This window comes from Okeania hirsuta (assembly GCF_003838195.1).
Taxonomy (GTDB): Bacteria; Cyanobacteriota; Cyanobacteriia; order Cyanobacteriales; family Microcoleaceae; genus Okeania; species Okeania hirsuta.
On sequence record NZ_RCBY01000002.1, the window covers coordinates 59,909 to 83,414 of the forward strand.

Here is a 23,506-nt window from a genome sequence, read left to right on the forward strand (position 1 = left end):
CTAGTAACAGACTAAAGCACTGTAACAGTATTTTTTGAAAATGGTATAATGAATGATTCCTTCTAAGGTTAAAAGACCTTACTTTGGCAGTAACTTTTAATTCCCTCTCAATTTCAAGGGTTGCTTTTGCCTCTTTCTGTTATTTTTCTCTCATTAGATATCTTCAGAAAAGAGGTATTATACCAAATTGATAAATGTTTGCTACAAATAGCTAGGATATTTCTTAGGAGTCAGGAGTCAGGAGTCAGGAGTCAGAATTAATGGCTTAAATACCATTTTTTAGGCCGTAAATCATCCTTTTTGTCAAAGAGAATATCCTGTAAAATCTTTTTATTCCTCAGGACTTACACAGAGACTCTATATATAGAGAGAGCGAATGCCATTCGCCCCTACAGATGGTGGTTTTACAGTCAATTTGCGTAAGTCCTGATTCCTCTTACTATTCGTAACATTCTTTTTTTAAATTGGTATTAGGGAGTAGTGAGTAGGGGGAAATAATTGATGATTTCTGTACGATAGTTGATTTTATTTTTTATTATTGGAGATGTCTATTAGTAGCTGATAGCTAATAGCTGATGGCTGAATGCTTACCTAAAATCCGGTTATACAGTTATCGCACTTTCTACTTCCATCCAATGCAGACATAAAATGCCGGAATATTCCCAGATAATTCCCACTCTCATCCTTTCTTCCTACTGACTCCTGACTCCTGACTCCTCTCATCATAAAATTTGAAGTAACGTAAAAATATCCAAGTCAATGTACAACCTAATATATAGTACAAAAAATCCCACCATACAAAAGTATTTCCTAACAACAGTCTGCCAATTAAAGTTGCTCGAATAGTTTGTAAAAAAGGTGGTTTCCATAACTGCATAAATTCTAGAAAACAGGTGACAATAAATACCCAAAAAGCTACTAAACCTGGTTTAAGTCGAGGTCGAATAAAAATTACTAAAAAAATCCAGAATGCTTCATAAAAAATTGAACTAAAAGAATTATTTAGCCATTCTGAAAATAGTCCTTCATAAAATTTAGTTGCAAAACCTAAAATTACAGTAAATATCAAACAAATTATAATTTTAATTCTATATCTTTTCATCTTTTCAGAAAAATTATATGAAATATAAAAAAGAATGCTACGAAGAATTTTCCTCCTGAAAAGACTTTATTTAAAAATGCCTATTTGGCGTTGCTGAATGATAATGATTTTTAGATTAAGTATCAACGCAAAACATAAGTTTTTCAATTTGACCTTCAGCTACTTACCATTACATTTCAGCAACGCCGTCTATTTGACTAAAAACAGAGTTTTACTTTAGCTAAATGAGATAGCAATTTCCATGCTTATGGGGTCATTTCAGTTATCAGTTATCAGTACCTCTGAAATAAGGAGGCTTAAAATCAGGAATATTCTCTTTTTTTATCCCCTTAAAAGGGGAGACTTTAGACCACAATTTCTCGGTAAAAAATTCCTTTGCTTTAGAGAGTAGGGAGTAGGAAATAGAAAAAAGGATAAAGGAGAGGCTTTAAACCTTAATTATTCGGTAAACGACCAACCACTTCATGTCTTATAACCCCAAATAATTTTAAGCGCCCCCGTTGACCGTAGGGTATTAAACCCGCCACAGAAAAGATAAAAGAAGGTTACAAAATTGTTTTTATAGACAAGGGAAAACAGGAAACAAATATTTGTTGCTAAATAAATACAGCGTATTTCAGGTTAATGAAGTACAGTAATATCATGTCTGAAAATAGCGTGAGAAAAACAACTTTCTTCCCCTCTTACTTCCTCTTTTCTATTGTAACTCCCTAATCTGATAGCTTCCCTACCTATAAGTCCCCAATCCAATGCCCTATTTAGGGTTTGCGCTCAAAAGTATTTTAGTAGGGGTAGGAGACAACCCACCCCTAACCCCTCCCAGGAGGGGAAGACAGCTATACTGGAGACAGGAGAAATGGATCGGGAGCGAGGAAGTAGGAGCGGGCGTTTTGTCCCAAGATTGTTCTGCCCAACTATGCGCCTAAAATACGCTCCATGCATGAGCGTGAAGAGCTGAAACAGGCGCACTTTTTTCGTTCCCAAAAAGGCACTTGTCTTTATATGTCAATGCTTTTATATTTAATCAGCAAGCCCTATTTAGCTTTATAGCTATTTATAACTATTCAACCAGACATAATATATACCAGAAGGAAGAAGGAAGAAGGAAGAAGGAGGAAGGCTATTAAGCAAAAAAAAACCTAAATTTCCTGTAGATATTCACCCTTGAATTTACACAAACTATACTAACGGACATGATATTAATTATGAAGAACTATTTGCTCAAATTCTCTTCTACAAATAATTATCTTTTCTGTGCCGGGTTTAATATCAAATCCATTTAATTCGGTATAAAAACATTCTCCATCTTCACGGCATTGCTGAGGGGCGGGATGAATATCAGTGGGATGTGTATCCTGCCTGCGGTGAAAATATAAGGAACGGGTAAGATGCCCATTCCACAAAACACAAAACTATAATTGCCTTTAATTGTCTCAAAAATATCTTTATTTTCCGCTCAAAACTGAATCTAAAATTGCTTGAGCTGCACGACTACAAACTCCTTCTTTTCCCAAAGCATGACGCATTTCCTGATAATTTACTATCATTTTTTCTCGGCACTGAGAATTTAATAGAAGTTCCAAAGCTTCAGAAACAATTTTTTCAGGAGTAGCATTTTCTTGAAACAATTCTGGCACAATAGCTTTCATTTGTACCAAATTTGGTGGCGACATAAATGGAATTGAAAATCTCAAAATATTCCTAGCAATCCAAACAGTTATTGGATTAACTTTATAAACTACTACTTGCGGTACATTTAGCAAAGCTATTTCCAAATTTACAGTACCAGATTTAGCGATCGCTAAGTCGGCTGCAGCCAGAATTTCTAAATTTTTACTTTCTTGTATTTCTTGATTATTTTGTGGCAGAGATGGATAAATTTTTGCCTGTAGTTGATACTTCTTAATTGCCTCTTCAATAGGATGACGATAACTTTCTAAAGAAAGAGGAATTAGAAAATGAACTTGAGGTAATTTTTCCTGAATTATTTGTGCTGCTCGAAATATTACTGGCATTAAATATTTAATTTCTTGTCGTCGAGATGCTGGTAATAAAGCGATCGCTATTGTATCTGATTTTATGCCCAAATTATGACGTGCTTTTTTCCGACTAGGAGCTATTTTTATTCTGTCAATTATGGGATGACCTACCCAAGTAACTTTAGCTCCTTTTTGTCGAAAATAATTTGCTTCTTCCGGAAAAATTGCCAAAATTTTGTTTGCTAAATTTACTATTTTATTTGTTTTACCCTTTCCCAGAGACCAAACCCATTCTTGAGGAGCAATGTACCAAATAATCGGTAAATTCGGCCAGGTTTTACGGATATAATTACCAATACTAATATTAGGTCCCATGTAGTCAATCAAAACAACTATATCAGGGGATTCGTTATGTAAATATTCCTTTGCTTTTTGTTGTAATTTCAGAGTAGGAAAAACGAAAGGCAAAGACTCAATAATTCCGACAGCACCAATTTTTGTTGTATTTCCTAATAAAGTAGCACCAGCAGCAGCCATTCTATCGCCCCCCAAGGCGACAATATCTAAATTTAAACCTTGAAGTTGAGCTTGACGGTAGAGTGCTTCAACTAATAGAGACCCTTGTAAATCTCCAGAAACTTCACCTGTACTAATAAAAATTTTCATAAGACATGGGGGACTGGTTATTTCAGTTGTCAGTTATCAGTTATCAGCAAAAGAGGTGCAAATATAAAAATTCAAACCTCAGTTACTTCATTCCAACTGAAATAAACTATATACCAATCGAAGCAAAAATTAAGACATTTCTAGATAATTGAACTCAATCATAGATTATTTTTGACTTTTGCTTTGTCCATAGCGCAACAAGACTTTTAAATAATAGTATATTAATTAAAATTATAATTAATTGATTAAAATATTGATAATTTAAATTGATTTTGACAAAAAAAGTTCAAATGAGCTATCGAAAGCCAAATTTGAGGGAAAAATTGCGATTTCGCGCCTATATGAGCAATCTTTTCATAAACGCTACAAGTCTTGATATGCAATAAATACAGGATTTTTGCCGCTCGGTCAATTTTGATGTATATTGAGTACAAGTCTGTAGCTCTGCGTAGGTGCTCATTAAAATGATTTGAAATATTATTCATAGTAGAGCAGTTAAAGCAAATGTCGCAAAAGAACCTGAACAAGTTACACAAAAAAATTAGGGGTTGCACATTATGGAATGATATTGCCAAAAATTTGTTTAGACTTTGACTAAAAATAACCATTAATTAATCATTCTGACAATTGATTAATCCACAATCCAATTCAATCAAAAATCTCAAATCATTCGTCGCTGTGCAACGCCAAAAATTAAGCATTGTATAAATGCGGGATGATTTTAATAGTTTTGTGGAAGTGGAAGTGGAATGGGCATCTTGCCCGTTCCTAATATTTTCACTGCAGGCAAGGACAGGCAGGATGCCTGCCCCCACTTATCACTTATATTCATCCCGCCCCTCAGCAATGCCAAAAATTAAGGTTAGCCCAAAAACTACTTTCTCGTAAAACCAAAGGATCTAATAACTATCACAAAGCAAGGGTCAAAGTAGCTAGGATACACGCAAAAATCAAAGATTTAAGGCTTGACTATACTCAACTGTAAGGCCGGAAGGGAATAAATCTTGGAAGGCAGGTGCATTGTTAGCGCAACTCCTCTCTCTGTAAAGAGGCAGCAGAAAACCCCTACCAGCAATGGAGCGGGAATCCCGAGCTGTCTCCTAGAGGAGCGTCGGGAGGATGTCAATCCAACTTAAAGAGACTATAATTCTTGATATAAAACGACAAATCTTGCCTCTTTTCCATAGCATTACTAAGAGCTTCAGATAAATTTACGTCTTTGTCTCTATCTATAATACCGATTATAATAATTCTCGGTTGAGGAGCTGTCTCTTGTTTAGTCTTGGGTGAACATTCTCCTTTGTACTTTCCTAAGTTCAAAGTGTATCCTGGTTTGTCTTTGAGGTCGTGCTTTTCTAGAGCCTCGTGCAACCATTCATCCAACTTGCCAGCTCTAATTTTGGATCTCTCGAAGCTAAGTGCTACAACACAGATTGTCTAAGAAAAATAAGAGTTCTGCTAACTACGAGAAAGCAAGGATTAAAGTAGAGAAACAGCAAAATCATATTGCATTCAAACGCAAAGACTATCAGTTCAAATTAGCCCATAAATTATGTGACATGGCTGAGACTATCTTTGTGGAAGACATATCCAAGTTGATATTCTTTTAACCCCAACCACCCTTTGGCTTCTCCGTAAAAAACCTCTATCCAATTTCTATTTGAGTAAGTATTTACTATTCACTCAGATGTCACTTTTGAATTCTCAACATTTTTTCTTCATTTACTTGTGTAAGTCCCAATAGACAATTTAATAGAAATGATAGACATAATTGAAAAAGTTTGGGAAGTATTGCTTTGTATCAGTTGGAGCAATTTTTTCCCTCTATTTAACAAAAACTCTATTAACGATCAATCTCTTCTAACCTTGCTCCCTTAGACATTTTTCCCGGCATCGGTCCACGACGTTTAGACTCAAGAGACATACTTAAAAAAGAATACAATTTTTGAATATACTTGTTATGAGAATCTAACTCTAATTCTGCTAAAGCTTCAGTCAGAGACCTACCAGAACGATAGAGAGTTCGGAAAGCCTTCTTCAATATTGCTAAATCTGCACTTGTCAAACCTGCACGCTTTAATCCTAACAAATTAAGCGATCGCACCAAACAAGGATGACCTTCCACCAACATAAACGGTGGTACATCTTTAACTATACGACTCATACCACCCACCATTGCCATTTTACCAATATGTACAAACTGATGAATACCCAATACCCCACCAATAACAGCTTTTGACTCAATTTTGACATGACCTGCTAAAGATACAGCATTAGCTATGACCACAGAATCTTCAATAATACAATTATGCGCCACATGGACATAAGCCATCAGTAAATTGTCATTACCAATAACAGTACTCTCACCAGCATAAGTAGCGCGATTAACTGTAACGTATTCCCTGATTTTGTTATTGTTGCCAATTTTTACCCAACTGGGAGCACCTGCATATTTTAAATCTTGTGGTTCTAGACCAATAGCTGCCCCAGGAAAAATTCGATTACCAGAACCAATCTCTGTTGGCCCTTCAATCACAACATGAGCGCCAATGGTAGTTCCCGCACCTACCTTGACCTGTTCCTCTATTACAGCATAGGGACCCACTTGTACAGTGGGATGCAGTTCGGCACTTTCAGCAATAACAGCTGTTGGATGAATCAGAGTAGGCATACTTCAATCCATTATTGAAAACATCAAATTTCCTTCTGCGGCTTTTTGACCATCCACTTCTGCAAGACCTTGCACTTTACCAAACTTGCCACCTTTAACAGATAATAATTCTGTCTTTAATATTAGTTGGTCTCCTGGAACTACTGGGCGACGAAACCTGACCTTATCCATACCTGCAAATACAAATAATCCTTTCTGAAGCTCTGGCATTTGAGCAAAGACTATGCCTGCAACTTGAGCCATTGCTTCTATGATTAATACCCCTGGCATAATTGGTCGTTCAGGAAAATGTCCTTGAAAATGGGGTTCATTAAAAGTCACATTTTTAATACCTACCGCTCTTTCTCCTGGTACATATTCTATAATACGGTCTACCAAAGCAAAGGGATATCGGTGGGGTAATAGTTTGTGAATTTCTTCAATGGTCATAATATTTACCCCAGTAGTCCCAGTATCTTGATTTGGCTGAGTTGAAGAATTTTCTGTGGTTTGTGCTGAATCTGTTGTAGTTTTTTCAGAGGTTGACATTATGTACAGTTCTTAATTGGCAGTCTCGATTTTACCATTATTCACTTCTCGCTGCTCTAAACAGACAGAGATTCTAAGCAAATGCTAGGCAACGGGATAAATAAACATTGCTCGCTTCTTCTTAGCTGTCACCCAGAAATTTATCCGGGTGGGACGAGTCAAAACGCCCCTAGACACTCACTTGTATTGACATTAAGTTATACAGATTGTGCTTACTTTTTCTGAGCTTTCGGGAGATTATATCACTATGTCAAAATGGTACACTCCCTGTCCTGCCATTGCTGGTAGTGATATAGTCATACTGCCGTTGAATGTATCAACCGTTGTTTCTTATTTACCGGGATTTCTCGGTACTAGGATAGTTCCAGGTGCAAATGAACACCTTACTCAAACTTTAATTCTATCAATTCGGCCCAATTTTTCCATAACGGTCATTTTTACCCCTGCCTGAAGGTGAGGAGCTTTCAATCTTCTTCTGTGTAATCAAAAGTAATCCTAACATGAATTTTTAGTCTTACTATCTACAGATAACTCAGAAATTTTTTGAGCTAATTGTATATGTAATTTATGGCTAGCTTTGTAAGCCAGATAATGAGCTTGAGGAAAACTACTTAATAAACTCAAATCTCCTACTAAGTCCAAGAGTTTATGACGTACAGGTTCATTTTCAAATCTTAAGGGTGGATTTAACCATCCGGACTGATTACAAACTAGAGCATTGTCTAGACTACCACCTTTAATTAAACCCGCTTCTCGTAATTGCTCAATTTGATGTGCTAAGGCAAATGTACGAGCTGGGGCAATACAGTCAGCAAAACTTTCTGTTTCTGGAGACCAACTATGCCACTGATTACCAATAGCTGGTAGATTAAAATCTATTCCGTAAGTAAACCGAGTTTCTCGACTAGGTAAGGCAGCGACAAAAGCATCACCTTGATTTATCCAAATTGGTCGGTCGATCGAATTTTCAGTCCTTAGTTTTGGCTTAAGACTGTGGTTTATTAGCTGTGGGCGATCGGTATTGTTAATATTTTTTTGCCCCATCTCCCCATCTCCCCATCTTTCCATCTCCCCATCTCCCCATCTCTCCATCTTTCCATCTCCCCATCTCCCCATCTCCCCATTTTCCTCCTCTGGTTGAGCAATTAATCCTACAGAAGCGATCGCCTCTACCCAGAGTTTAGCCGAGCCATCCAATAAGGGAACTTCGGGGCCATCAATTTCAATTCGAGCATTATCTACTCCCATTCCTGCCAAGGCAGCTAATAAATGTTCTACAGTGCGAATACGAATATTTGCAATACCAAATTCAGTAGAGAGAGTGGTAGAGACTACAAAATTTATGAGAGCTGGAATACTAGGAGTCTTAGGTAAGTCAACTCTAACAAAATATCTACCTGCATTTTTGGGGGCAGGTATAACTCTAATATGAGATTTAATACCGCTATGCAGACCTATTCCCCACTGTGAAAATTCTGTTGCCAAAGTATATTGGTTATCCATATTTTTGTCATAATTATTGTTAGCTATTAACCTATATTTAAACTGTGCTTAAATTTTACTTATTCTCCAATAATTATAATGAGACTCTAAATAACAATTATTATTTTTACATGATATAAATGTTTAATTTTCTATATTTTTGATAAAAAGTCTAGGAAAACAAGAGTATGGTAACTACCAAAGTAAAGAATTTGAAGCTGAATAAGTGGAAATTAGCTAGTGTCTTTGCTCTAGTAGCTACAACATTAGCTATAACTATTCCTGTAGTTAGGTCTCAAAGCCCGTCTATAATTAAAATTGATGGTTCTAGCACAGTTTACCCTATTACCGAAGCAGTAGCAGAAGAATTTCAAAAAGAGAAAAGAGGTGTTATGCGGGTAACGGTTGGAATTTCTGGAACAGGGGGAGGCTTTAAAAAATTTTGTTCTCTAGAAGATTCCGTTAGAACAGATATTTCTGATGCTTCCAGAACTATTCAACCATCTGAAATAGAAAAATGTAAAGCTGCAGGAATTGAATTTATTGAATTACCTATTGCTTATGATGCTATTACTGTAGTTGTTAATACTGAAAACTTTGTTGATACTATGAGTGTGGAGGATCTCAAAAAGATGTGGGCACCGGAGGCCCAAGGTAAAGTTATGAAGTGGAACCAGGTTAACTCTAATTGGCCTGATGCAGAACTTAGAATGTATGGACCAGGTGCAGATTCAGGTACATTTGACTATTTTACTAAAGAAATAGTTGGTCAGTCTAAGGCTAGCCGTTCTGACTATACACCTAGTGAGGATGATAATGTTTTGGTTCAAGGTGTTGCTAATGACCCTAATGCTATTGCTTATTTTGGCTATTCTTATTATGAAGCGAACCGAGACTTACTAAAAGCAATAGCTATAGACAATGGTAATGGACCTGTTAAACCTTCATTGGAAACAGTGCGAAGTGGACAATATCAACCTCTGGCTAGACCAATTTTTATTTATGTTAATGCTAAATCCACAGAGCGTCCTGAAGTTAAAGAGTTTGTTGAATTCTATCTGAAGAATGCTCCTCAGTTAGTTAAAGAAGTCAATTCTGTACCTCTTTCGGAACGAGAATATCAGCGAGCAATGGAACGTTTTAAAAATCGTGTTATTGGGAGTGGTAGTTAAATTTTATAATAATTAAAGCATTTTTAAGTAGAATAATTATTCGATTTTTCAGACCAAAGTAGAGTCAAGTGGCTAAACATATTTTATGATTTAAGTTCATGCTAAAAATCAGATAAATTATCGGCTAATATCTAAGCATAAATTTTATGTGAGGCTGTACAAAATCATGAAATTTATTCACTTGTCTGTCTAGATATACAGTCAACTTTGATTAAATTATTATTCTTTGCAAATTCATATTAATTCGGCATAAGTACCAATTCTTATTTTTCATTAGTTAGTAAGTATTCAAGATTCAGTCTTATAGCCCACATTCCATACCACAAAATGTAGTATATAAGAAGGAGACAGGAGACAGAATTTTAGAAGAAAATCATAGCTACCGTGATTGAGTAATCAATCAAGTAAGTATTCATGCTTAATTATTTACTCGGAATTTGATCGACGAAAAAAGTAATCGAGATGATTCGCCTATAAATATTTACCAAGCTACAGATTTATATACTACTTTTAATAATACAAACCGAAGTACGGAATGTGGGTTATAGCAGAAGGAAGAAACGAAGTTGGAAAAATCAGGTTCTGTCTTAGTTTTAAGCTTTTGATATGTCCGTGCCTTTCCTTCAACTGCTATAGAGGTACAGGAATTATGGTCAAAATGGGAAACCCTGGGCTTGTATATATTCTTTTTACCAAGGTATGTCAAATATGACTATCTTTTTCTGAACTATAACTTACTGAATGCTAACCATTATTATTTACTTAATTCCTGAGTATTGAATGAGAGATAAACTTTTAAAATTAATAAAATCACCAAGATTAGTTCAAGATACACGAGAAAAAACAATTGAATATATTTTATTTCTAGCAGCTTTTTCCTCTGTAGCAACTACAATAGGAATTCTGTTTATATTAGTCAGAGAATCAGTTTTATTTTTTCAAGAAATATCCATATTAGACTTCCTGACAAGTACAGAATGGACTCCCTTATTTCAAAATCCTCAATATGGAATTTTACCTTTAGTCTCAGGAACTTTAGTAACTTCAATTATTGCTTTAATGATAGCTATTCCACTGGGCACTATAGCAGGAATTTATCTGAGTGAATTTTCCCCAATAAAATTTAGAGAAACCATCAAACCATTCTTAGAATTATTGGCTGCTATTCCCACAGTAGTTTATGGTTATTTCGCACTCTTGTATGTCACTCCACTATTACAAAAAATATTTCCAAATTTACCAACTTTTAATATGTTGAGTGCAGGATTAGTAATGGGGGTAATGATTATTCCATTTATTAGTTCTATAAGTGAAGATGCTATGCGTTCTGTGCCAGTAGGTTTACGAGAAGGGTCTTTTGCTATGGGAGCAACTAGGTTTCAAACATCATTATTAGTTGTATTTCCGACTGCTATTTCTGGTATTTGTTCGGCTTATGTTCTGGGAGCTTCCCGTGCAGTAGGAGAAACAATGATTGTTGCTATTGCGGCTGGTTTGCAGCCCAATTTTACTTTGAATCCTACAGATCAAGCTGCTACTATTACAGGGTATATTGTGCAGGTTAGTCTTGGTGATTTACCTCATGGTACTTTAGCTTATCAAACAATTTTTGCTGCTGGTCTAACTTTAGTATTGATAACTTTAATATTAAATATAATCGGTCATTTTCTAGCTAAACATTATCGCGAAATATATTAACAGAAGGAAGAAGGAAGAAGGAAGAAGAAGGAAGAAGGAAGAAGGAAGAAGGAAGAAGGAAGAAGGAAGAAGGAAGAAGCTGTTATGTTTTTAAATTGGTTATTGATACTAGCCAACAGATTTTCATAAAATTCGTGTATTGAGAGGATAACTATGAAGGTAAGCATTCAGCTATTAGCTGTCAGCTCTCAGCTATCATGAAGTGGTTTTAATGAATATAGACTGTTTTAGGCCGCTTTTATAGTTAAGTATAAATTCTGCCTCAATGTCATATCCAATCGACCAAGAGAAAAGAAAAAATTTTCCCTATCGCGTCAGTCCTCCTCTTTTCAAGGAGAGGTAATTGTTAATTATTAATTATTAATTATTAATTATATGTAGATAAAATAAAGGAACTTGATATAGATGTCGAATAAAGATGTTACCAAGAAATTTTTACCTTTCAATTATCTTGAAAGTAATCTTAATCAACGAAATTTAGTTAATAGTATTTTTGCCGTAATTGGTTTGTTAGTAATTACGGGTTCAATATTAATATTAGCTGCTTTAATAATTAAAATGATGATTGATGGCTTACCACGCCTAAATTGGAACTTCTTATTTTATTTCCCTAGTAGAAAACCGGAAGAAGCAGGAATTTTATCAGCTTGGGTAGGTACTTGTTTAGTGATGTTAGTAACTACATTAGTAGCAATTCCTTTAGGAGTTGCCTCTGGTATTTATCTAGAAGAATATGCTCGGAAAAATTGGATAGCCGATCTAATAGAAATTAATGTGACAAATCTTGCAGGTGTACCTTCAATTATTTATGGTTTATTAGCATTAGGATTTTTTGTTTATCAGTTAAAATTAGGGGAAAGTATTCTCACCGCAGGCTTAACTTTAGCCTTATTAATTTTACCTATAGTTATTGTCACTACTCGTGAAGCTCTCCGCTCCATTCCAACTAATTTACGAGAAGCTGCTTATGCTCTTGGAGCAAGTAAATGGCAAATGATTTGGGACCATCTTTTACCTTACTCTTTTGGTACTATTCTTACTGGTATAATTATTGGTTTATCACGGGCAATAGGAGAAACAGCTCCAGTTATTACTATTGGTGCATTAACATTTATTGCTTTTTTACCAGAATCTCCATTGAAAAGTGAATTTCCGTTTATTTCTTTTTCCTGGCTCCAAGCTCCATTTACATTAATGCCAATTCAGATGTTTAACTGGGTTTCTCGCCCACAGAAAGCATTTGAAATAAATGCAGCAGCAGCAGGTACTGTATTAACTATTATGACTTTGACAATCAATACTCTAGCTATTTATTTACGTTATCTAATTCGTAAAGGTATCAAATGGTAAACTTTTATAGAAACAAACAAGAATTAATTACTATAAAGCCCAAAGCAGAAGTCAAAAAACTGAATTTTTATTATGGTCAATCCCATGTTTTAAAAAATATTGATTTGGTTGTTCCAGAAAAACAAGTTACTGCATTAATCGGACCTTCAGGGTGTGGAAAAACTACTTTATTACGCTGCTTTAATCGCATGCACGATTTGTATCCAGGAAATTACTATGAAGGAGAAATTTGGCTAGATTCTCTGAATATTTTGGCTAAAAATATTGACCCGATAGAAGTACGAATGCGCATTAGCATGGTATTTCAAAAACCCAATCCATTTCCCAAATCAATTTATGAAAATGTAGCTTATGGTTTGCGGGTGCGTGGTGAAAAAAGACGGAGTTTAATTGATGAAAAAGTAGAACAAGCTCTTCGAGGGGCAGCTTTGTGGAATGAGGTGAAAGATAGATTAAAAGAGGTAGCTTTTAATTTGTCTGGAGGTCAACAACAACGTCTATGTATAGCTCGTGCTTTAGTAGGAGAACCTGAGATGATTTTATTGGATGAACCTACTTCTGCTCTTGACCCAATTGCTACTGCTAAAATTGAAGAGTTGATGAGTCAATTAAAAGAAAAGATAACTATTTTAATTGTGACTCATAGTATGCAGCAAGCTGCAAGATTATCTGATTATACGGCGTTTATATATTTAGGAGAATTGATAGAATTTAGTGAAACTAAAGATTTATTTGCTGACCCTAAAAATCAGAAAACAGAGGATTATTTGCATGGCAGAATTGGTTAATTGAAGAAGGAAGAAGGAAGAAGGAAGAGGGAAGAAGGAAGAGGGAAGAAGGAAGGTAAATATTCAGCTCTCAGCAAAGTTTGAATAACTTTTCCTATTGTCATCGTATATATTGTATAGGTTAAGGTCAGGGGGTTGAGTCTGCGGAGTGGCCACTGAAAAGATTCCCAGATTCTTTGCCTTTCTGTACTTCTGCCTTCTTCCAGGAGAATAATATATGCCTAGATCGGCTGGTAATTCTAATGTAGAAAAACTTCAAACTGGTGAAGCTAAACTTTTAATTCTCTTAGTGGGAATTAATCAATATGATGATGCCAGAATAAAGAACTTAAATTATTGTGTTAATGATTGTCAGGAATTAAAGGCTGCATTAGAATTAGCTACAAAATTATTCACCAATAAAACTATTATTATCCATCACGATAATACTCCTGAATATCCTCATCTTGACGTGGTGAAAAATAGCTTAGAAAAGTTAGTCTCTCAAGCTACTAAAGAAGATACTATTTTAATTTATTTTTCCGGTCATGGTTTTTTATACAAACAAACTCAACAACCAATATTATGTCTGAAAAATACTCAAACTAATAATTTAACTACAACAGGTTTGCCAGTATCAGAAATTTTGCAAAAGTTAGCAGAAAGTGGTGCTAAATATCAATTGATTTTTATTGATGCTTGTCATAGTGGTGGCACAAGTATTAATTTTCAGCATTTGTCTGAAAGCAAGAAATTATCTGAATCTGAAACATCTAGTATTGCTCCACAATTAATAGAATTATTTTGGCAAAGGGCTGCTAAAAGTAAAGGTTTTTATGCGCTTTTGTCTTGCGATAAGTACGAACAATCTGAAGAATGGAAAAATTTAAAACATGGATTATTTACTTATTATTTGATTCAAGGTTTTTTGGGTCAGGCTGCGGATAAGTCAGGAGTAATTGAGGCGGATAGTTTATATAAATATGTCTATCATCGCACTTTGGAATATATTGATAAAACTAATCAGCAAATTCGTTTGACTAATCAACAAAAAGCTAATCGTGGTGAATCAAATATTCAGTCAGAATCTCCTGGGCAAACTCCTCTAAGAATTGTGGAGGGAGCGGGGGAGTTTGTGTTAGGAATTGTGCCGATTAATAGTAATGAAAATAGTCGGCGACAAGCTGTAATTATTAATGGTTTGGTAGGATGTGAAGAGACTGTTTCTTTATCAGGTGTTTTGCACAGTCGGGGTGAATTTGTTGTAGGATATTGGCCACGAACAGACCGCTCTTGGCAGGGTATAAAGGGTGTAAAAGGCGGAATATTGGAATGTTTGAATATCGCTCCTTCCCAAATTCCCCTCCTGGGAGGGGTTAGGGGTGGGTCCCACACTCCCCACACCCAATTAGAAACAACATTTCTCTACATCCGGGGTGAGGTTGAAAGTGTCATTCATGATGATAATGAGCAGGAGCATTATCTGGTTTTGGGAGATGGGGTGCGTATTAGTTGTTTTTGGTTGCAGAGACAATTATGGAATTCTCAGGTGCGTCAACAGGTGATTATTCTTGATTTTCCTAATGCTGAAAATAATGTGCTGACTCAATGGGTGGAATATTTGCACCAAGAAAAGAATAGGTCTCAATGTATTATTGCTTCCTCGTCGTTAGAGTTTTCTCAGGAGTTGGTGAAAATATTGGGAAATGCTCGACATGGTTTGACTGTTGCGGGGTTGGTTATTGAGTTGCAGCAACGGTTGAAAATTACTACTTATTTGTCTGGGAATGCTATTGATGTTTTGCTTCCTGGGGAGGCAACTAATACAATTTTTGATGCTAATATCTGCCCTTACAAGGGTTTGGAGGCGTTTCGTCAACAGGATGCGGAGTTCTTTTTTGGTAGGCAAAAGTTGATACAGGAGATTTTGGCAAGGTTGCGGGATAGTTCCTTTTTGGCGGTGGTTGGTGCTTCGGGTAGTGGGAAGTCTTCGGTGGTGCAAGCTGGTGTTTTGCCACAACTGGCTGCCGGGAAGCAACCGCCTGGTAAATGTTGGTGTGCTTGTTTTCACCCTGGTGAAATACCGATAAATGCTTTAGCTCAAGTATTGGCGACTGATGGGAAAGTTGATGAAATGGAGGCTTCGTTGCATTTGGGTGTGGAATGCTTGGTATTGTGGTTGCGTCGTCGGGTGGAACCGATGGTGGTTTTGGTGGTGGATCAGTTTGAGGAATTATTTACTTTGACTGCTGAAAAGGAACGTTTGGAATTTCTGAATTTGCTGTTGGGTGCTTTGCGGGAAACGTCAGATAAGTTGAGGTTGATAATTACGTTGCGGGATAGTTCCTTTTTGGCGGTGGTTGGTGCTTCGGGTAGTGGGAAGTCTTCGGTGGTGCAAGCTGGTGTTTTGCCACAACTGGCTGCCGGGAAGCAACCGCCTGGTAAATGTTGGTGTGCTTGTTTTCACCCTGGTGAAATACCGATAAATGCTTTAGCTCAAGTATTGGCGACTGATGGGAAAGTTGATGAAATGGAGGCTTCGTTGCATTTGGGTGTGGAATGCTTGGTATTGTGGTTGCGTCGTCGGGTGGAACCGATGGTGGTTTTGGTGGTGGATCAGTTTGAGGAATTATTTACTTTGACTGCTGAAAAGGAACGTTTGGAATTTCTGAATTTGCTGTTGGGTGCTTTGCGGGAAACGTCAGATAAGTTGAGGTTGATAATTACGTTGCGGGATGATTTTATTGGTAATTGTTTGGAGGTGGTTTATCCCCCCTAACCCCCCTTAGTAAGGGGGGGACTCATCAGGAGGAAAAAGTTTCCCTTGGTAAGGGAAAAAGTTTGGAAGAGTATGGTGATGTTGCTAAGTATGGGGATGTATCTCCCCTAGTCCTCCTTAGTAAGGGGGGAACTAATGAAGAGGAAACTAACAAAAAAGCCCCCCTTGGAAAGGGGGGTTTGGGGGGATTAAAAATCACTATCTCACAGGAAAGTTTACCCGATGCAACAACACCCCACTCCACACTAGAAGATAACAACAAAAAAGCCCCCCTTCCCAAGGAGGGTTTGGGGGGATCAGAAATTACTGTGGAAGTTGCTCACGAAATCTTAATCTGTCATTGGTCAACTTTACGTTGGTGGTTGGATGAAAATAGAAGTCGCCTACAACAGCAACGACAGATGGAGCAGGATGCTAAAAAGTGGGTACAACATGGGCGAGTAGATGATTTTTTGCTGCGGGGTGTGGCATTGCAGAATGCGGAGGAACTTTATATTAAGTATGGTGATGAGTTGTCTGAGTTGACTCAAGAATTTATTGAGGCGGGGATGGCGTTGCGTCAACGACAGGAAGAGGAGAAACGACTGGGTAAGCGAAGGACGATATTGGGGTTAGTGAGTGGTTTGGCGATCGTGTCATTATTGGCGGTTGGGGCGGTTTGGCAGTGGCGTCGGGCTGTTGTTGGGGAGATGAATGCTGTACTTAAAGGGGAAATTGCAACTTTAGAATATTTGGGAGCTACGAGTTTAGGGAGGCAATTGGATGTTATTGCCTTGGGGAAAAAATTAAAAGCTGGTTGGGTTAGTCTGGAAAATAGGGTGCGCGGTATAGTGTTGCTGCAACAGACCTTTGATTTTGAGAAGTGGAAAGAATTTAAGACTTTATTAGATCCTAGTTTAATCTACCACGTCAGTTTCAGCCCCGATGGCAAGTTACTGGCTTCTGCTGGCTATTACGGCATCGTGCGTGTATGGCAAGTAGATGGTACTCCTGTTGCTGTTTTAGAGGGGCATAAAGATTCAGTCAGACACGTCAGTTTCAGCCCTGATGGCAAATTACTCGCTTCTGCCAGCGAAGACCGCACTGTGCGTGTATGGCAAGTAGATGGCACTCCTGTTGCTACTTTAGATGGACATAAAGGTATGGTCAATCACCTCAGTTTCAGCCCCGATGGCAAGTTACTGGCTTCTGCAAGCGATGATGGCACAGTGCGTGTGTGGCTTCCAGATGGCACTCCTGTTGCTACTTTAGATGGGCATGAATACTCAATCATACACGTCAGTTTCAGTTCCGATGGCAAGTTGCTCGCTTCTGCAAGCGATGACGGTACGGTGCGTTTGTGGCAAGCTGATGGCACTGTTGTTGCTACTTTAGAAGGGCATAAAATTTTGGTCTACCACGTCAGTTTCAGCCCTGATGGCAAGTTACTGGCTTCTGCAAGCGGTGATAGCACAGTGCGTCTGTGGCTTCCAGATGGCACTGCTGTTGCTACTTTAGAGGGGCATAAAATTTTGGTCTACCACGTCAGTTTCAGCCCCGATGGCAAACTGCTGGCTTCTGCAAGCGGTGATAGCACAGTGCGTTTGTGGCTTCCAGATGGCACTGCTGTTGCTACTTTAGAGGGGCATAAAGATTGGGTCAATCACCTCAGTTTCAGCCCCGATGGCAAACTGCTGGCTTCTGCTAGCGGTGATGGCACAGTGCGTCTGTGGCTTCCAGATGGCACTGCTGTTGCTACTTTAGAGGGGCATAAAGATTGGGTCAATCACCTCAGTTTCAGCCCCGATGGCAAACTGCTGGCTTCTGCTAGCCATGATGGCACCGTGCGCCTATGGAATTTAAACCTCGACTCCCTCCTCAAAGAAGGCTGCGACTGGGTGGGCGATTATTTGAGGAATAATCCCAATGTCAGCGAAGAAGATAAACGTTTGTGTGAGGGAATTGAGTAGAAGTCAGAAGTTTGAAGTCAGAAGTCAGAAGTTAGAAACCAAACAAAAAAATTGTAGGGGCGGGTTTAGCCGAAAGCTTTGTCAATTAGCAGTTTAGTCATGTAAACCTGCCCCCACCATTGATTTAATTCATAAACATGGGGGCGGGTTCATTTGATTTAATGGTTGCTATTGTTAATTTGAACTGGAACCCGCCCCTACAGTTGCTATATGTCGGTAGTAAAATTGAGCGATCGCCTCCAAATTGACAAAACTCAAAATTTGTGTTAGAAAATCATCAACCAAAACCTCACACTCAAAAAAAATGGAACCACAAACCATAAACTTACCCGAACCTCTAGCAAGTGCATTATTATCCTATATGCGCGATCGCCAAGACTCCCCCACACCCAATATAGTTATACAAGCAGCAGTAGAAGAATTTCTAACTCAACGTGGTTATTTATCCCCACCCAAAAAACATCTACAAATAACGCCAGCATCAAAAGGCAGTGGATACCACAAGACATCAATTAACCACGACTCAGTTATTGCCAACCTTCCCACTCAACAACAACCATGAGAGCTGTTATTGCCGACACTGGCCCCCTTTATGCTGCGATCGATCCAGATGACCAATATCATCAACAGGCCCAAGCAGACTTAAACCAACTCCAACAAGAAAACTTAGGAGTTATTGTTACTTATCCGACTCTTTTAGAAGCCTATACTTTAGTTTTGTATCGTCTAGGAAATGAAACTGCCAGAGCATTTTTGCAGCAAATTTTTGCCGGAGTTGAATTAATTAATCCCACAGTTGATGACTACTTAGCAGCAACAAAATTAGTTGAAAATTTTCCCGATCAACGAATTACTTTATTTGATGGTTTAACAGCAATTATTTCTAATCGTCTGAGTTTACCAGTATGGAGTTATGACTATCATTTTGATGTAATGTTAGTATCTGTTTGGCGCTACTAATTGAGCGATCGCTCCTAAAGCCATTTAGGGACATTCCATAGAACGTCCCTACTGTGGTCTATGATCTATCCTGCAACCAATTCAACAAATCTTCCAAACTATTGAAGTCTAAAAAATCTTCTCCTAAATCATCCAAATTTTCAACAGATAAATCCTCAATTTGACTAATTATTGCCTCTGGAATTTCTCCAAAACGCTTTTTAAGTTGACGCATTATTAATTGCAATCTACCTTGTTGTTCGGCATAAGTTATCCGTCCTCTCTCATCTTGCATTGCTATTCCTCGGCGCTCAACTATATCTAATTCTTCCGCTGTCATGTTAATTTTATTAGCAATATTTAAAGCCTTTCCTATTTCCGAAACTTCTCCTAAATTCTCTGGAATACTATCCAAATGAGTAGCCTCTTTCAGAAAATAAATCCACTTATCACTCAAACTATTTAACTCAGACAAAGCTTTCTGAAATTTCGGCAATTCTACAAAAATTAGCTGCAATTGGTCTGCCAGACATTCAAACTTTTTAGTCTTCTCCTGAAAGACAAATTGATTAATCACATCCTCAGTATTTGGGAATAGGATAAAATCTGTAATTGTTACCGCTATAGCTGGATTAAGTAGAAGATAATCTTCTCCTGTTTCTAATTGATTTGCATAAGCTTTAGCTAGGTTATAAGCTACTCGTTTATTAAAACCAGCCATTCTAGCAACCTGCATTTCAATCACTACAATAGAACCATCTACTAAAACAGCTTTAACATCTAAATATGTATCTTTTAAACTGAGCAATTGACCAGGATTAAAAGGATTAACAATTGTCAAAGACTGAATAATTTTTTCTCCCCCATAAATAATCGCATTGAGAAAACTGATTAAGATATCTTGACTTTGTTGGGAACCGAATATTTTTTTAAAAGCATAATCGATCTTAGGACTAACAAATTTCATAGTATTTTTTCTCCCTTTAACAATCAGGAATTATAGTAAATATTTTAGCAACTCTACTTACAAGAGGTGTAGGCTGGGTTTCGGCTGTCGCCGACATGAAAAGCGACAGCGCAACCCAACAACTATAAATTTGTGTTGGGTTTCCTTAAGGTCAACCCAACCTACGCCTGACTCCTCTGAATATGAATAACTTTTTCCAGAGATATCGAATAACAAATTTCATAGTAGTTTTTATCCTTTTCAAGCCAGAAATTATAGTAAATATTCTAGCAACGATACTGAACTTTTTTTCTAGATATAAATGAATCTTTTCTAAAGATTGGGAACAATTGTATTACTAATTCCTGCTTTTTTAAATACTTGTTCAGCAGTTAACTCCAATCCTCCAAATAAAGAATCTATCAGTAGAGTATCTCCCATATAAGTTTGTGGCGGTGCATCTGGATAAAAAACTGTAATACTCTGAGCTTTACTATCAATAACCCATACTCTTAATACACCTGCATCTAAATAATCTTTAGCTTTAGCATTAAGTTGACCATAAGTTTGACCGGGAGAAATAATTTCTATTACTAAATCTGGCGGTACAGAACAAGCAACATCTTCTTCCCAATCTTCAGGAAAACGTTCGGCAGCAAGATATAATAATTCTGGAACAGGCATCCAATCTTTTCCTTTTCTGATTAATTTAACTGCCAATTCTGGGTAGACTTCTCCCTTACCTTGACACCATTCATCAATTAAATAAAGTAATGCACGAGTCAGTTTAGAATGAAATTTTTTTGGCGACATTTTTGCTACTGCTATTCCATCAATAAATTCATAAGTAATATCTCCCTCTCCTGGTGGAAGTTCGATAAATTCTTGTAATGTGAGTTGATTTTTTACCTGTACCATTTTTCACCTCTAATACGAAATTAAAAAAAGCTCGTTACAGTATTTTTTTCTCCCAATTAATAATTAATAGTAGATTGCATTAGACAGCTACAATTTACAGAAGTTTTTAGGTCAGTGAACCACATAAAAAAAATGATAACCTTGTAGGGACGTTGCATACAACTTTGTGGTCTACTCAATTAATTATTTGGTGTTGGGTTTCGGAGTCCCTCAACCCAACCTACGCTTAACTCCTCTAAATATGAATAATTTTTCCCAAGGATATCGACATTAACTATAGAGACACTCAAACTTGAATATTCCATGAAACTCAAATTATGAATAACTTTTCCAAGAGATATCGAAATTAAATATAGAGACACTCAAACCCTAATATTCTATGAAAATAAAATTATGGACAAAGATGCAAAAGTCAAACAACTATTAATCGACATCAAAAACCAAAGGGGAGACCAAAGAAACCAAACCATTGACAGTTTACTAAATATTACTCCCAAATTGCCAGGAATTTGTCAAGACAAACATCCAGATTATTTACACGCAGTTAATAACACTTTATTCTCTGTAAAACACAATATTGATAAGTTTTTCCAGGAATACAAAAAAAGATGGAGAATTGATCTTATTCAAAATTCACCTCTACTGGTACGACAGCGTTATGTAATGTGGATAAATGGATATTTAAAATATGACATTCTTGACTTATACCGCAAGACGAATCAAGATATTAGTCTCGATACTCCAGTAGGTGAATAGCAAAAATAAAATTGGATAGACTTATTAGCTAATGAAGGATTTAATATTTCTACATCAGATGGTTTTGAGACTTATATTACCCATATACAAAATCATAAAACTCAAAGAAAAGGTCTAATTTTAGAACTTTACATTGAGAACGATCCAGAAGGAAAATTACAGAAATTTCATCCCAAAGGATATCCAGAATGTAACGCCCAAACAATAATTCAGTATTTTTATTTGAGCAATGCAGGTGACAAAGTAACAGTAAAAGAGGACTGGATTATTGTTGATAAGCAAAAAGGAAAATACATCAGAAAAAGCAAAAAAATAACCAATCTTTCTGAACCGGAGAATAAAAATAATTGGACAAGTTTTGCTAAGGAACATGATATTAAATATCAAACTCTCAAAACCTATTGGCGCAGACATGATGAGAGTATATTTGAGGAAATTAATCAGGATATTGAGCAGAATTTCGACAAGTACACCAAACTATTTGCACAAAAAATCCAAGAAATATTAGGAGAAAATGACAATGATAAATAGAACAGAATTACAACCAGTTTTTGTAACTTTAGATGCTGAAACACATCAACAAGCTGCCAGTGTAGCTGCCGAACAATCTAACCCAGAAATTGGCAAACAAACTTATTTTAATATTCTTGCTGTTAAGGCTGTTAATAATTTATTGAAATGGTTAGATTTTTCTACAGATTTACAACAGGTTAAAAGTTTAAATCCAATTCTGAGTGGAGTGTTAAATGCCACAGACTTAGTAGTAGAAAACAAGAGATTTTTTGTATTCCAATTTTGCCTGGAAAAACAGAATTTTCTGTACCTCCCGATGTACCAGACAATATCATTGGTTTTGTAGCGGTGCAGTTCGAGCAAGTTTTGGATAAAGCTAAAGTTTTAGGATATTTCCCTGTAAAAAATGTGGATAATTTACCAGAAACTATTCCTCTGGAAAAACTACAACCTCTAGATAATTTATTTGCAATTTTAGAAGAATTAAAACTGCAAAATGAGTCAGAAGTATTAGAAATAAATGTTTTAGAATTGCTCAAACAAGGAATTAACGAACTAGCTGAACAAATTGGTTGGCTATTACGCAACAAAAAAACAGATTTAGCATTTGACAAGGAAGTAGGCACAAAAGAATTAGAAATTCCCACAGATAATTTTTTATCCAAACAACTCAAAATTGCCGGACAATATTTTATTTTGCGGGTAATTAGTCGAGTGAAAGATGGTGAAATTATCTGGCGATTTGAACTGCAAAATATAGCTGTGGGAGGTTTAATTCCGGCAGGCTTTAAGTTGCGATTATTGACAGAGTATGGAGAAAATTTTGAAAATAATGAAGCTGTATCTACCCATGCTGTAGAAAAGCTATATGTAGATGTAATTTTAGAACCAGGGGAAGGTTTAATCTGGGAAATTGAGCCGATTCCTGATGATTTTAGTAGAGAAATTTTGCGGTTTTAATTTGACATCTCAATAATAGGAAAATCAAATCTTTGTAGTAGGGAAGTTCCATGGAATTTCCCTATTATTTTGAATAAAATTCCATCAACTTTACAGAGTAATAAGTAGAACAACAAATTACAATCAAAAATCTGACTTGAGGATAGTTTTATATATTATTTATCAGGAGAAAAATAGAAATTTTTCTTAGCCTCAATTCACATTAAATATATAAAAGGTTTTGTTTCCAGTAAGTCTTAAATATTCAAGCATAGATGGGAAAAACTTGATTTGAAATGCTTGCTGGAAAACAGCCTATTTTTGAGTATAACTTAAAAAAACTGAATTATAA

The 23,506-nt window shown here is 36.6% G+C and carries 22 protein-coding genes and 1 pseudogene; 15 read left to right on the forward strand and 8 right to left on the reverse strand.

Features of this window, described 5'->3' with window-relative positions:
* Positions 1-679 precede the first annotated feature (679 nt).
* On the reverse strand, positions 680-1,102 hold the full coding sequence (locus tag D5R40_RS00680) for a ribosomal maturation YjgA family protein (RefSeq protein ID WP_124146197.1): 423 nt from the start codon (positions 1,100-1,102) through the stop codon (positions 680-682).
* Between the two features lie 749 nt (positions 1,103-1,851).
* Here D5R40_RS00680 and D5R40_RS34285 point away from each other — a divergent pair.
* Entirely contained in the window at positions 1,852-2,028 is a 177-nt protein-coding gene (locus D5R40_RS34285; protein WP_161564896.1) for a hypothetical protein, read from the forward strand.
* A 519-nt stretch (positions 2,029-2,547) separates the two neighbouring features.
* Here D5R40_RS34285 and lpxB read toward each other — a convergent pair.
* Entirely contained in the window at positions 2,548-3,747 is a 1,200-nt protein-coding gene (lpxB, locus tag D5R40_RS00685) for a lipid-A-disaccharide synthase (protein WP_124146198.1), read from the reverse strand.
* A gap of 826 nt (positions 3,748-4,573) precedes the next feature.
* Here lpxB and D5R40_RS00690 point away from each other — a divergent pair.
* Complete coding sequence (locus D5R40_RS00690) at positions 4,574-4,732, forward strand: transposase (protein WP_275670412.1); 159 nt, start codon at positions 4,574-4,576, stop codon at positions 4,730-4,732.
* A gap of 137 nt (positions 4,733-4,869) precedes the next feature.
* Here D5R40_RS00690 and D5R40_RS34290 read toward each other — a convergent pair whose 3' ends face one another.
* The 3 genes from D5R40_RS34290 to fabZ all read right to left on the reverse strand — a co-directional run bounded on the left by D5R40_RS34290 (position 4,870) and on the right by fabZ (position 6,946).
* Positions 4,870-5,130 carry a hypothetical protein gene (locus D5R40_RS34290; protein ID WP_124146199.1) on the reverse strand — a complete coding sequence of 87 codons (261 nt, stop codon included), beginning with the start codon at positions 5,128-5,130 and terminating at the stop codon, positions 4,870-4,872.
* A gap of 460 nt (positions 5,131-5,590) precedes the next feature.
* The gene (gene lpxA, locus D5R40_RS00705) at positions 5,591-6,418 is read right to left on the reverse strand and encodes an acyl-ACP--UDP-N-acetylglucosamine O-acyltransferase (protein WP_124146200.1); all 828 of its coding nucleotides are present in this window, start codon (positions 6,416-6,418) and stop codon (positions 5,591-5,593) included.
* A 3-nt stretch (positions 6,419-6,421) separates the two neighbouring features.
* Positions 6,422-6,946, reverse strand: coding sequence for a 3-hydroxyacyl-ACP dehydratase FabZ (fabZ, locus tag D5R40_RS00710; RefSeq protein WP_124146201.1), 525 nt, complete (start codon positions 6,944-6,946; stop codon positions 6,422-6,424).
* A gap of 247 nt (positions 6,947-7,193) precedes the next feature.
* Here fabZ and D5R40_RS34295 point away from each other — a divergent pair, with 247 nt between their 5' ends.
* Positions 7,194-7,397, forward strand: coding sequence for a hypothetical protein (locus tag D5R40_RS34295; protein WP_124146202.1), 204 nt, complete (start codon positions 7,194-7,196; stop codon positions 7,395-7,397).
* Between the two features lie 44 nt (positions 7,398-7,441).
* Here the strand turns inward: D5R40_RS34295 and D5R40_RS00720 are convergent, their stop codons facing one another.
* Entirely contained in the window at positions 7,442-8,449 is a 1,008-nt protein-coding gene (locus D5R40_RS00720; RefSeq protein WP_124154123.1) for a UDP-3-O-acyl-N-acetylglucosamine deacetylase, read from the reverse strand.
* 167 nt (positions 8,450-8,616) lie between these two features.
* On the opposite strand from D5R40_RS00720, the gene D5R40_RS00725 reads away from it, so the two are divergent.
* The 8 genes from D5R40_RS00725 (at position 8,617) to D5R40_RS00760 (ending at position 19,103) form a co-directional block, all read left to right on the forward strand.
* A complete protein-coding gene (locus tag D5R40_RS00725) occupies positions 8,617-9,600 on the forward strand; it encodes a PstS family phosphate ABC transporter substrate-binding protein (RefSeq protein WP_124154124.1) in 984 nt (327 codons plus the stop codon).
* 780 nt (positions 9,601-10,380) lie between these two features.
* The gene (gene pstC, locus D5R40_RS00730) at positions 10,381-11,298 is read left to right on the forward strand and encodes a phosphate ABC transporter permease subunit PstC (protein ID WP_124146205.1); all 918 of its coding nucleotides are present in this window, start codon (positions 10,381-10,383) and stop codon (positions 11,296-11,298) included.
* 405 nt (positions 11,299-11,703) lie between these two features.
* Positions 11,704-12,648, forward strand: a complete 945-nt coding sequence (gene pstA, locus D5R40_RS00735; protein WP_124146209.1) for a phosphate ABC transporter permease PstA — start codon at positions 11,704-11,706, stop codon at positions 12,646-12,648.
* The gene (pstB, locus tag D5R40_RS00740) at positions 12,642-13,436 is read left to right on the forward strand and encodes a phosphate ABC transporter ATP-binding protein PstB (RefSeq protein WP_124146210.1); all 795 of its coding nucleotides are present in this window, start codon (positions 12,642-12,644) and stop codon (positions 13,434-13,436) included. Before pstA ends, pstB begins: the two co-directional genes overlap by 7 nt.
* Before the next feature lie 217 nt (positions 13,437-13,653).
* On the forward strand, positions 13,654-16,194 hold the full coding sequence (locus D5R40_RS00745) for an nSTAND1 domain-containing NTPase (protein WP_124154125.1): 2,541 nt from the start codon (positions 13,654-13,656) through the stop codon (positions 16,192-16,194).
* A 62-nt stretch (positions 16,195-16,256) separates the two neighbouring features.
* The gene (locus D5R40_RS00750) at positions 16,257-18,143 is read left to right on the forward strand and encodes a WD40 repeat domain-containing protein (protein WP_124154126.1); all 1,887 of its coding nucleotides are present in this window, start codon (positions 16,257-16,259) and stop codon (positions 18,141-18,143) included.
* A 304-nt stretch (positions 18,144-18,447) separates the two neighbouring features.
* A complete protein-coding gene (locus tag D5R40_RS00755) occupies positions 18,448-18,705 on the forward strand; it encodes a hypothetical protein (protein ID WP_124146212.1) in 258 nt (85 codons plus the stop codon).
* On the forward strand, positions 18,702-19,103 hold the full coding sequence (locus D5R40_RS00760; RefSeq protein WP_124146213.1) for a type II toxin-antitoxin system VapC family toxin: 402 nt from the start codon (positions 18,702-18,704) through the stop codon (positions 19,101-19,103). The genes D5R40_RS00755 and D5R40_RS00760 overlap by 4 nt, the downstream gene beginning before the upstream one ends.
* Before the next feature lie 58 nt (positions 19,104-19,161).
* Here the strand turns inward: D5R40_RS00760 and D5R40_RS00765 are convergent, their stop codons facing one another.
* Both D5R40_RS00765 and D5R40_RS00770 read right to left on the reverse strand, forming a co-directional pair.
* A complete protein-coding gene (locus D5R40_RS00765) occupies positions 19,162-20,049 on the reverse strand; it encodes an Rpn family recombination-promoting nuclease/putative transposase (protein ID WP_124146214.1) in 888 nt (295 codons plus the stop codon).
* 312 nt (positions 20,050-20,361) lie between these two features.
* Positions 20,362-20,946, reverse strand: coding sequence for a Uma2 family endonuclease (locus tag D5R40_RS00770; protein ID WP_124146215.1), 585 nt, complete (start codon positions 20,944-20,946; stop codon positions 20,362-20,364).
* A 393-nt stretch (positions 20,947-21,339) separates the two neighbouring features.
* On the opposite strand from D5R40_RS00770, the gene D5R40_RS00775 reads away from it, so the two are divergent.
* From D5R40_RS00775 to D5R40_RS00790, 4 genes and pseudogenes are all read left to right on the forward strand, one after another.
* A complete protein-coding gene (locus D5R40_RS00775) occupies positions 21,340-21,702 on the forward strand; it encodes a hypothetical protein (protein WP_124146216.1) in 363 nt (120 codons plus the stop codon).
* A gap of 222 nt (positions 21,703-21,924) precedes the next feature.
* Complete coding sequence (locus D5R40_RS00780) at positions 21,925-22,233, forward strand: hypothetical protein (protein WP_124146217.1); 309 nt, start codon at positions 21,925-21,927, stop codon at positions 22,231-22,233.
* Positions 22,223-22,674, forward strand: a pseudogene (locus D5R40_RS00785) (DUF1822 family protein); the annotation flags it as partial. The gene D5R40_RS00780 and the pseudogene D5R40_RS00785, both read left to right, overlap by 11 nt.
* A gap of 72 nt (positions 22,675-22,746) precedes the next feature.
* Positions 22,747-23,175 carry a DUF1822 family protein gene (locus D5R40_RS00790; protein ID WP_338043218.1) on the forward strand — a complete coding sequence of 143 codons (429 nt, stop codon included), beginning with the start codon at positions 22,747-22,749 and terminating at the stop codon, positions 23,173-23,175.
* Positions 23,176-23,506 lie beyond the last annotated feature (331 nt).

Excerpts from the sequence above, each read along its gene's own strand:
- pstC (WP_124146205.1), top strand. The coding sequence starts at position 10,381 with ATGAGAGATAAACTTTTAAAATTAATAAAATCACCAAGATTAGTTCAA.
- lpxA (WP_124146200.1), bottom strand. The coding sequence starts at position 6,418 with ATGCCTACTCTGATTCATCCAACAGCTGTTATTGCTGAAAGTGCCGAA.
- D5R40_RS00725 (WP_124154124.1), top strand. The coding sequence starts at position 8,617 with ATGGTAACTACCAAAGTAAAGAATTTGAAGCTGAATAAGTGGAAATTA.
- lpxB (WP_124146198.1), bottom strand. The coding sequence starts at position 3,747 with ATGAAAATTTTTATTAGTACAGGTGAAGTTTCTGGAGATTTACAAGGG.
- D5R40_RS00760 (WP_124146213.1), top strand. The coding sequence starts at position 18,702 with ATGAGAGCTGTTATTGCCGACACTGGCCCCCTTTATGCTGCGATCGAT.
- D5R40_RS34285 (WP_161564896.1), top strand. The coding sequence starts at position 1,852 with ATGCCCTATTTAGGGTTTGCGCTCAAAAGTATTTTAGTAGGGGTAGGA.
- D5R40_RS00765 (WP_124146214.1), bottom strand. The coding sequence starts at position 20,049 with ATGAAATTTGTTAGTCCTAAGATCGATTATGCTTTTAAAAAAATATTC.
- D5R40_RS00755 (WP_124146212.1), top strand. The coding sequence starts at position 18,448 with ATGGAACCACAAACCATAAACTTACCCGAACCTCTAGCAAGTGCATTA.
- D5R40_RS00720 (WP_124154123.1), bottom strand. The coding sequence starts at position 8,449 with ATGGATAACCAATATACTTTGGCAACAGAATTTTCACAGTGGGGAATA.
- pstB (WP_124146210.1), top strand. The coding sequence starts at position 12,642 with ATGGTAAACTTTTATAGAAACAAACAAGAATTAATTACTATAAAGCCC.
- D5R40_RS34295 (WP_124146202.1), top strand. The coding sequence starts at position 7,194 with ATGTCAAAATGGTACACTCCCTGTCCTGCCATTGCTGGTAGTGATATA.
- D5R40_RS00770 (WP_124146215.1), bottom strand. The coding sequence starts at position 20,946 with ATGGTACAGGTAAAAAATCAACTCACATTACAAGAATTTATCGAACTT.
- D5R40_RS00745 (WP_124154125.1), top strand. The coding sequence starts at position 13,654 with ATGCCTAGATCGGCTGGTAATTCTAATGTAGAAAAACTTCAAACTGGT.
- fabZ (WP_124146201.1), bottom strand. The coding sequence starts at position 6,946 with ATGTCAACCTCTGAAAAAACTACAACAGATTCAGCACAAACCACAGAA.
- D5R40_RS00680 (WP_124146197.1), bottom strand. The coding sequence starts at position 1,102 with ATGAAAAGATATAGAATTAAAATTATAATTTGTTTGATATTTACTGTA.
- D5R40_RS00775 (WP_124146216.1), top strand. The coding sequence starts at position 21,340 with ATGGACAAAGATGCAAAAGTCAAACAACTATTAATCGACATCAAAAAC.
- pstA (WP_124146209.1), top strand. The coding sequence starts at position 11,704 with ATGTCGAATAAAGATGTTACCAAGAAATTTTTACCTTTCAATTATCTT.